The organism is Bradyrhizobium neotropicale (genome assembly GCF_001641695.1).
GTDB lineage: Bacteria > Pseudomonadota > Alphaproteobacteria > Rhizobiales > Xanthobacteraceae > Bradyrhizobium > Bradyrhizobium neotropicale.
Genome location: NZ_LSEF01000009.1, coordinates 9,970 through 17,974, shown reverse-complemented (window position 1 = coordinate 17,974; position 8,005 = coordinate 9,970). Strand labels below are relative to the sequence as shown.

The 8,005-nt window shown below is 64.7% G+C and carries 9 protein-coding genes and 1 pseudogene; 5 read left to right on the top strand and 5 right to left on the bottom strand.

Features of this window, described 5'->3' with window-relative positions:
• Positions 1–11: 11 nt before the first annotated feature.
• On the bottom strand, positions 12–1,142 hold the full coding sequence (locus AXW67_RS01610) for an IS630 family transposase (RefSeq protein WP_063675747.1): 1,131 nt from the start codon (positions 1,140–1,142) through the stop codon (positions 12–14).
• Between the two features lie 38 nt (positions 1,143–1,180).
• Between AXW67_RS01610 and AXW67_RS01605 the strand changes: the two genes are divergently transcribed.
• From AXW67_RS01605 to AXW67_RS01595, 3 genes and pseudogenes are all read left to right on the top strand, one after another.
• Positions 1,181–1,462 (top strand): LexA family protein, encoded by a 282-nt coding sequence (locus AXW67_RS01605; RefSeq protein ID WP_063675745.1) that lies wholly within the window; start codon positions 1,181–1,183, stop codon positions 1,460–1,462.
• 1 nt (position 1,463) lies between these two features.
• Positions 1,464–1,871: pseudogene (locus AXW67_RS01600) on the top strand (LysR substrate-binding domain-containing protein); the annotation flags it as partial.
• A 183-nt stretch (positions 1,872–2,054) separates the two neighbouring features.
• The gene (locus AXW67_RS01595) at positions 2,055–2,990 is read left to right on the top strand and encodes a cyclase family protein (RefSeq protein ID WP_063676120.1); all 936 of its coding nucleotides are present in this window, start codon (positions 2,055–2,057) and stop codon (positions 2,988–2,990) included.
• Between the two features lie 69 nt (positions 2,991–3,059).
• On the opposite strand, the gene AXW67_RS01590 is transcribed toward AXW67_RS01595, so the two are convergent.
• On the bottom strand, positions 3,060–3,275 hold the full coding sequence (locus AXW67_RS01590) for a hypothetical protein (protein ID WP_063676118.1): 216 nt from the start codon (positions 3,273–3,275) through the stop codon (positions 3,060–3,062).
• A 47-nt stretch (positions 3,276–3,322) separates the two neighbouring features.
• Between AXW67_RS01590 and ruvX the strand changes: the two genes are divergently transcribed.
• Positions 3,323–3,814 (top strand): Holliday junction resolvase RuvX, encoded by a 492-nt coding sequence (ruvX, locus tag AXW67_RS01585; protein WP_063676124.1) that lies wholly within the window; start codon positions 3,323–3,325, stop codon positions 3,812–3,814.
• A gap of 3 nt (positions 3,815–3,817) precedes the next feature.
• Positions 3,818–4,741 carry an AEC family transporter gene (locus AXW67_RS01580; protein ID WP_063676116.1) on the top strand — a complete coding sequence of 308 codons (924 nt, stop codon included), beginning with the start codon at positions 3,818–3,820 and terminating at the stop codon, positions 4,739–4,741.
• 9 nt (positions 4,742–4,750) lie between these two features.
• On the opposite strand, the gene AXW67_RS01575 is transcribed toward AXW67_RS01580, so the two are convergent.
• Genes AXW67_RS01575 through AXW67_RS01565 form a run of 3 tightly spaced genes read right to left on the bottom strand, consistent with a single transcriptional unit; the run spans position 4,751 to position 7,974 of the window.
• Positions 4,751–5,521 (bottom strand): CPBP family intramembrane glutamic endopeptidase, encoded by a 771-nt coding sequence (locus tag AXW67_RS01575; RefSeq protein WP_063676113.1) that lies wholly within the window; start codon positions 5,519–5,521, stop codon positions 4,751–4,753.
• Positions 5,522–5,560: 39 nt separating this feature from the next.
• On the bottom strand, positions 5,561–7,204 hold the full coding sequence (locus AXW67_RS01570; RefSeq protein WP_063676112.1) for an acyl-CoA dehydrogenase family protein: 1,644 nt from the start codon (positions 7,202–7,204) through the stop codon (positions 5,561–5,563).
• A gap of 20 nt (positions 7,205–7,224) precedes the next feature.
• Complete coding sequence (locus AXW67_RS01565) at positions 7,225–7,974, bottom strand: M15 family metallopeptidase (RefSeq protein ID WP_063676109.1); 750 nt, start codon at positions 7,972–7,974, stop codon at positions 7,225–7,227.
• Positions 7,975–8,005: the final 31 nt, after the last annotated feature.

Below are 8,005 nucleotides of genomic sequence, written 5' to 3'. Positions count from 1 at the left end.
CTAGTGGTTCATCACAGTGGTTTTGACTCTTTGGCGGCAACTGGATAGGCGCGACCGAGTTTGGCGCGGGCTTTGTCGGTTGTGAACATCCATTTGATGCGGTCTCGCGCCTTGTTTCGCTGCCGTTGCCATGCTGCGATTTCTTTTCGAAGCCTTTTGGGATCGTCGATGCGACGGCCGAGACACTGGCGCTGCAGCACGCTGATCTCGCACTCGACCATATTGAGCCAGCTGGCGTGTTTCGGGGTGTAGTGGAACTCGAGGCGGCGCAGGATGCGACGGGCCTCGGCAGGCGCAAATGCCTGATATAGCGCGCCGGCCGTATGAATCGACAGATTGTCCTGCACCACACGGATGCAGGCGGCATTGGGATAGTGGACGTCGACGAGTTCGCGCATGCAGTGCGCGTAGTCGACCGCGGCGCGGTGGTCTGTAACCTTGACATTGCGCCAGCCGCGATGCGGATCGAAGGTGACGAAGAGATTGACGGTACCGTTGCGGCGATATTCGTAATCGTAGCGCTCGCGCTGTCCCGGTTGGGCAGGGATCGGCTGGCGTACCTCGCCGATCAGCTGGACTGGGGTCTCGTCGAAGCAAACCAGGGGCCGCTCGGGATCCGGCGCCTCGGCGTAGAGATCGAGCACATCCTCCATCCGGGCGACGTATTCGCCGTCGACATGAGGAATGCACCACATATCCCGGCGCCACGGCTTGAGGTCGTTGTCGGCCAGCCGGCGGCGCACGGTCTCGCCCGACAGGCTGGCGTGATCGGTGAGCTTGACCATCGCGTCGGCCAGCAATGTCAGCGTCCAGCGTTTGCGGCCGGCGGGCGGCTTGGCGCATGCCGTCGCCACCAGCAGGGCCTCTTCCTTGCCTGTCAGCTTGCGTTCCGCGCCCGGACGCGGCTCCTCACTCAAGGCCCGCTCCAGATTGCCTTCTACGAAACGGCGTTTGGTCCGGCCGACGGTGGAAAGGCTGACCCGGACGGTTCGGGCAATCTCCGCGTCGCAGCTGCCTGAATCGGCCGCCAGCACAATCTGAGCCCGTTTGAGTTTGCGGGCGGAATGCGTGCCGCCGCCGAGCATTGCCGTCAGTTCGTCCCGCTCGGCTTGGCTCAATTCGACCCGATAACGTACATTCATGCTTCGCCTCCTTGTCGGAGGCCGGGACGAATCCAGCTATGAGTCAAAAATCAGGCGCGCACTTCACCGAGAAGCAGGGACACTATCTCGCTTTCATCCATACCTACTCGTACATGTTCGGACAGCCGCCCGCCGAGGCCGACATCCAGCGGCATTTCCGCGTCAGCCCGCCGTCAGTCCACCAGATGATCCTCACCCTCGAACGCAACGGGTTCATTCGTCGCCAGCCCGGCGTCGCTCGAAGCATCGAGATCCTCTTGCCACCCGAAAAGTTGCCTATCCTCGGATGGCTCGGTATCAAAACGTCAAAATCACTGTGATGAACCACTAGTGCTGGTCAGTGCGCGCCGCTGGACCTCGCTGAAGGAGCTGCGCGCCGCGACGCCGGAGTCAGGCCCGACCGCGCTGGCGTTCCGCACCGGCTGCACCTATCGCCAGCGCCTCGAACAAATTTTCGTCGAGTTCGGCTGGCCGTCGGCAGCGCGCTTCGAGCTCGGCACGCTCGATGGCATGATCGGCTGCGTTGCCGCCGACATGGGCGTGACACTGTTGCCGCGCGCCGTGGTCGAACGCAATGCGATGATCGGCAACGTGTCGATCCATCCGCTGAACCCCGCGCATGCTCGCGTCGAGACGCTCTTCATTCAGCGCCGCAGCGGACATCAATACAGCGCGCTCAGCAGCTTCATCTCCTGCCTGAAGAAAGAAGACGACGTCATCGCGGCCTGACCCAGCGCGTCGTTCCACGACGCGAAATTCATCGACACAAATCTGTCGATTTTGAATCTATCGACGTTCAGACGCCGCAGCGCAGCAGTGCGAAAAGCTTTGAAGCGCGCGGCCATTCTACGTTAGGGTGTGTCACTGACCGGCGCGAAACCATAACGAAGCCAAACATCGGGAGGACTATCGATGCGCAATACGCACGTGTTGTGCTGCGTCGCTGCGTTGTCGGCGACGATCGGAACTGCAAGCGCACAGGACTGGACGAAATCGAAATGGGGGCCGAACGACGAGATCGGCGCCGCCAACTACATGACGCCCGAGCTCGTGGTGAAGGCCGCGTCACTGGTGAAGACCGGCAAGACCTATGCACTTGGCATGCCCGTCACGCCCAATACGCCCGCCTATCCGCCGCGCACGTTCAAGCTCACCATCGTGCAACCCGGGCAGGCAGGCAGCCCGGGCCTCGGTCCCAACAAGGCAACCTACAATGACGACATCCTGGATACCTGGGTCGGCATCGGCAGCCAGCTCGACGGTCTTGGACATCTCGGCGTCGAGCACGTCTATTACAACGGCAACAAGCTCGCCGATTTCGCCGATCCGACCGGGTTGAAGAAGCTCGGCATCGAGAAGGTGCCGCCGATGGTCACCCGCGGCGTCCTGCTCGACATGGCGGCCTACTACAACACCGACGTGGTCAAGGAAGGCACCGCTTTCAACGTCAAGGAGATCGACGAGGTCGCCAAGAAGCAGGGCGTCGAGATCCGCCAGGGCGACGTCGTCATCTTCCACACCGGCTGGCTCAGCCTCGTCGGCAAGGATGACAAGCGCTATTCGGCCGCCGAGCCCGGCCTCGGCGTCGAAGGCGCAAAGTACCTGACCAGCAAGGGCGTCGTCGCGATCGGCGCCGACACCTGGGCGCTGGAGGTGCTACCCTTCGAGTCCAAGAACGTGTTCGAGGTGCATCAGATCCTGCTCGCCATGAACGGGACCTACATCCTGGAGAACATGGATACGGCCGCGCTCGCCCGGGACAAGGGATATGAATTCCTGTTCGTGCTCGGGCAGCCGCGCTGGACCGGAGGTGTGCAGGCGATGATCAACCCGATCGCGATCCGCTGATCGGCAACCTCGACCCGGGCGAGACTCCGCCTGCTCCTGGCAGGCCCCCCCGTCCGGATTACGCTGCCATCACCGCGGCCTGAGATGCCATCGCCGCAATGCGACGATGGCCCAGATCGCCTCGACGAGGCCGAACGGCCAGGCACCTTGCAGGAAACCATAGGCCGAGCCGAGCGCGCAGGACGCGGCGAACAGCAGCACGAACCAATGGCTGCGATCCTCCAGAGCATAGCAGACCAGCATCGCGGTCACGGCAAACAGGCCGAATAGTGTCAGCGCATCCATTGTCCAGGGTTCACTCCGCGGCGCGACGCATGCTATGCGCTGATGCCATGCCGGCTCCTATCCTATCCCTGGTCGATGCTGCAACCCACTGGCCCGCGCGCGGCGCGTTGATCGGGCTCGACCTCGGCACCAAGACGATCGGCGTCGCCGTCTCCGATCCCGATCGTCGGCTCGCGACCGGCGTCGAGACCATCCAGCGCAAGGCGTTCAAGCAGGATGCGGCACGGCTGCTTGCGATCGCGACCGAACGCAAGGCGGTCGGCTTCGTGCTCGGCCTGCCCATCAACATGGACGGCAGCGAAGGCCCCCGCGCGCAATCGACCCGCGCCTTCGCCCGCAACCTCGCCGGCCTCACCGCGCTTCCCATCGGCCTCTGGGACGAGCGCCTGTCGACAGCGGCGGTGGAGCGCGAGCTGATCGGCATGGACGTCAGCCGCGCCAGGCGCGCCGAGGTCATCGACGAGCACGCGGCGATCTTCATCCTGCAAGGCGCGCTCGACCGGCTTGCCAATCTTCGCGCAGCGCCCGGGATGGACTGACCCATGGCCGTCGTGATCGCGGCGCTGCTCCCGGTCTTCATCCTCATCGTGCTCGGAATCGTGCTCAAGCGCACCCTGATGCGGCTCGACACGCAATGGCACGGGCTGGAGCGGCTGACCTATTTCGTGCTGTTTCCGATGCTCCTGATCCAGACTCTGGTGAGGGCCGACCTCTCCAAGGTGCCGGTCGCCGGCGTCGGCGGCGCGCTGCTGTTGTCGGTGCTCGCGATGTCGCTGCTCTGCCTCGCGCTGCGCCCGGCCCTGGCGCGGCTCGAGATCGACGGCCCCGCCTTCACCTCGATCTTCCAGGGCGCGACACGCTGGCAGACTTTTGTGGCCCTCTCCGTCTGCGCCAACATGTTCGGCGATGTCGGGCTGGCGCTCGCCTCGGTCGCGATGGTCGCGATCATCCCGCTGGTCAACGTATTCAGCGTCGCCGTGCTCGCGCACTACGCCTCACCGAACAAGCAGTCCATGGGCGCGATCGTTATGACGGTGGTGCTCAATCCCCTGATCTGGGCCTGCATGATCGGCATCGTCATCAACCTCGCCCACCTGCCCCTGCCGAAGATCTGGCACGAGGTCGCCGATGCGCTCGGCCGCTCCTCGCTCGCCATCGGCCTGCTCGTCACCGGCGCCGGTCTGCATCTCGAAGGCCTGCTCCGTCCAAGCGTGGGCGCCACGATCGGCGTGGTGCTCAAGCTGGTGCTGATGCCCATCCTCGCGCTCCCGCTCGCCCTCTGGTTCGGCCTTTCCGGCGACAGCCTCGCGATTGTGGCAATCTGCGCCGCGGTGCCGACGTCCTCCAGCGCCTACGTGCTGGCCCGCCAGATGGGCGGCGATGCGCCGCTGCTGGCGCAGATCGTCACGCTGCAGACGATTTTGGCGGCGGTCACGATGCCGATCACGATCGCGCTGGTGGCCTGAGACGAAGCGTCAATCGCCGAGCCACATAGTGAGCACGACGGCGGTCATATTGTTCAGCGCATGGAGCATGATTGTCAGCCAGAGCGAATTGGCGCGATAGCGCATGTAGCCGAACCAGACGCCGATGGTGAAGACCTCGGCGAGGAAGTACATGTCGTACTGCAGATGCACGACCGTCCAGACCAGCGACGACAGCAGGATCGCGCCGGGCACGCGCAGGAAGCTTGCCGACCAGCCGCCATAGAGGAAGCCGCGCGCGAGCACTTCCTCGGACATCGGCGCGGCCACGCTGAAAGCTAGCAGCAGCATCGCTGCGGCGCCCTTGTCGCGGCCCGATTTGAGCAGATCAGTCATGAAGCCCGGCGTCGCCTCGCGGCCGAGCGTCCGCGACATCGTCTCCCACGCGAGCACGAGCAGGACGAGGCCGACGGCGCCGAACAGGAGCTGCATCCAGGACGGCCAGCGCAGTGCGAGGTAATCGACGAAGGATGCCTTCTTGATGCGAATGGCAAGCCAGACCGCCGCCAGCGTCGCCGGCAGACCCATGATCACCGACAGCGCCAGCGCCTGAGGCTCTTGGCCGACGAGCTGGATCGAGGCCAAGTCGACCGGGAGACCGCGAAGCACCACCAGGAGGACGATCGCGCCGACCTGTCCGACGAACATCGCGGCGAAGATGAGCACGCCCCACAGCGCCGTGCCCCAGAACTTCCAGACGCGCGGGGCGACTTCCGCTGGCGGCACGATGAGCGGCGGATGGTCGGGATTGAGGGAGTCCATCAGGGAGCTTTCGTTAGGTGCGAGTAAGCAATGGAGCACTCACGGCAGCGCCCGCTCCAGCAGGCCGCGCACATCCCCGCTCTCCAGTTCCACCGCGCCATACATGCTGGCATGATTGGTCGCGAGGCGCGTGGCGCCAAAGAGCTCGGCGTGGCGAGGCGACACGCCGTTGAGCGCAGCGGCGGCGGCAAGCAGAGCGAGTCTCTCGACCGCGAGCCGCGCGACGCGCTCGCCATCGGCGCGGCGAAAAGTCTTGTCGATGAAAGCAATTGCCTCACCTGCGCCTGACAGACCTTTTGTCTCGGCAGCAAGAGCTTGCAGCACCGCCATCGCGGCTTCCGGCTCGCGCGACAGCGCGCGCAGCACGTCGAGGCACATCACGTTGCCCGAGCCTTCCCAGATCGCGTTGACCGGCGACTCCCGATAGTGCCGCGCCAGAATGCCCTCTTCGACGTAGCCGTTGCCGCCGAGGCACTCCATCGCCTCGTAGAGGAAGCCTGGTGCGCTCTTGCAGATCCAGTATTTGATCGCGGGTGTCAGCAGCCGCATGTGGGCGGCCTCAGCCGGATCGTGCGGCGTGCGGTCGAAGGCGCGGCAGAGCCGCATCACCAGCGCGACGCTCGCCTCCACGTGCAGCGCCATGTCCGACAGCACCGCCTGCATCAGCGGCTGATCGGCGAGATGCTTCTGGAACACGCTGCGGTGACGCGCGTGATGCAGCGCATGCGCGAGCCCCGAGCGCATCAGCCCGACGGAGGCGATCGCGCAATCCTGCCGCGTGAGCTGCACCATCTGGATGATGGTGCGGATGCCCTTGCCCTCCTCGCCGACGGCTTCTGCATAGGCGCCGACGAATTCCACTTCCGAAGATGCGTTGGAGCGGTTGCCGAGCTTGTCCTTCAACCGCTGGAACTGGATCGCGTTGACGGAGCCGTCCGGCGCAAAGCGCGGCATGAAGAAGCAGGTCAACCCGCCCTCGGCCTGCGCCAGCACCAGAAACGCATCGCACATCGGCGCGGACATGAACCATTTGTGGCCGGTGATGCGATAGGCGTTCCCATCGCGCGCGGCGCGGCTCATGTTGGCGCGCACATCGGTGCCGCCCTGCTTCTCGGTCATGCCCATGCCGAGCGTCATGCCACGCTTCTCCCGCCACGGCGCGAAGGCGGGATCGTAGCTTGTCGTCGACAGCACCGGCATCACGCGCGACAGTAGGTCCGGCTGCAGTGCCAATGCCGCGACGGAGGCGCGCGTCATCGTGATCGGACAGAGATGGCCGGTCTCGACCTGCGCGGCGATGTAGAATTTGGCTGCGCGAATAACCTCGGCGGCCCCGCCCGCGGGCTTTCCATCCGCGGTCCAGGTGGAATTGTGCACGCCGGCATGCGCGCTGTGCGCCATCAGCTCATGATAGGCGGGATGAAACTCGACCTGGTCGCGGCGATTGCCTTTCGAGTCAAAGGTGCGCAGCTTCGGCGTGTTCTCGTTCGCCACGCGCCCGCGCTCGGCCATCGCCGCCGAGCCCCAGTGCTTGCCGAACGCTGACAGCTCCTGTTCCGCCGCAGCGCCGCCATTGGCCTTCACCGCCTCGACCAGAGGACGGTCCGCCGTAAAGAGATCGACATCCTCGAAGGGCGGCGACTGGTTGAAGACCTCGTGGGTCGCGAAGCAGGGCTGGGTCATGACGTGTCCTCGGACAGGAATCAGTTCCGCCGCGGCTGGATCGGGAAATCATAGGCCGCCCCGCCCGCCCCCGGCAGGGAAAAATGCCACCACTCCTTCGAATAGTTCACAAAGCCTTGCCGTCCCATGGCAGCGACCAGCCGCTTGCGCCAGGCGCGCTGCTCCGGCGTGATTGACGGTGCCGCGGTGTGGCCCTTCACGTCCGTGCAATCGTAACCGGTGCCCATGTCGACGCTGCCTTCCGGCGGCCGGGCCCCGACCGGCGCCGTGCAATCGGCATAGGCATTCGATGGATCGAATTTGGCGGAATTGTCGGCTTTGAGATCGACCAGCGTCAGGTCGAGCGCGGCACCAGTGGAATGCTGCGAGCGGCTTGCGATGTAGCCGAGGCGAAACAGCTCGGTCTTGGGGATTTTTGGATTGTAGCGCCGCTCGGCTGTGGTCTCGCGACCATTCTGCGACCACGCGACCATGTCGAGAGAGGCGCGCGCCGGCCGGTAACAGTCGAACATCTTGAGCGAAAGGTTTTGGCTGGCGAGCTCCTGCTGAACCGCCTTCAGCCGCATCCCCACCTCCCGCTTCACCACGCATTCGCCGGCGCGATAGCCGCTGAGCGGGCGGCCGACGAAATTGTTTGATGTGGCGTAGCGGATGTCCTGGATGATGGTGGGATCGATGTCGCGCAAATAGACGAAGCCGCCGGGGAGCGATTGGGCATGGGTTTCGCCAGCAAGTATCGCAACCAAGAGCACTGTTAGAATTGTCTTCAACGGAAGCCCCCCACCATCGTCATGGCCGGGC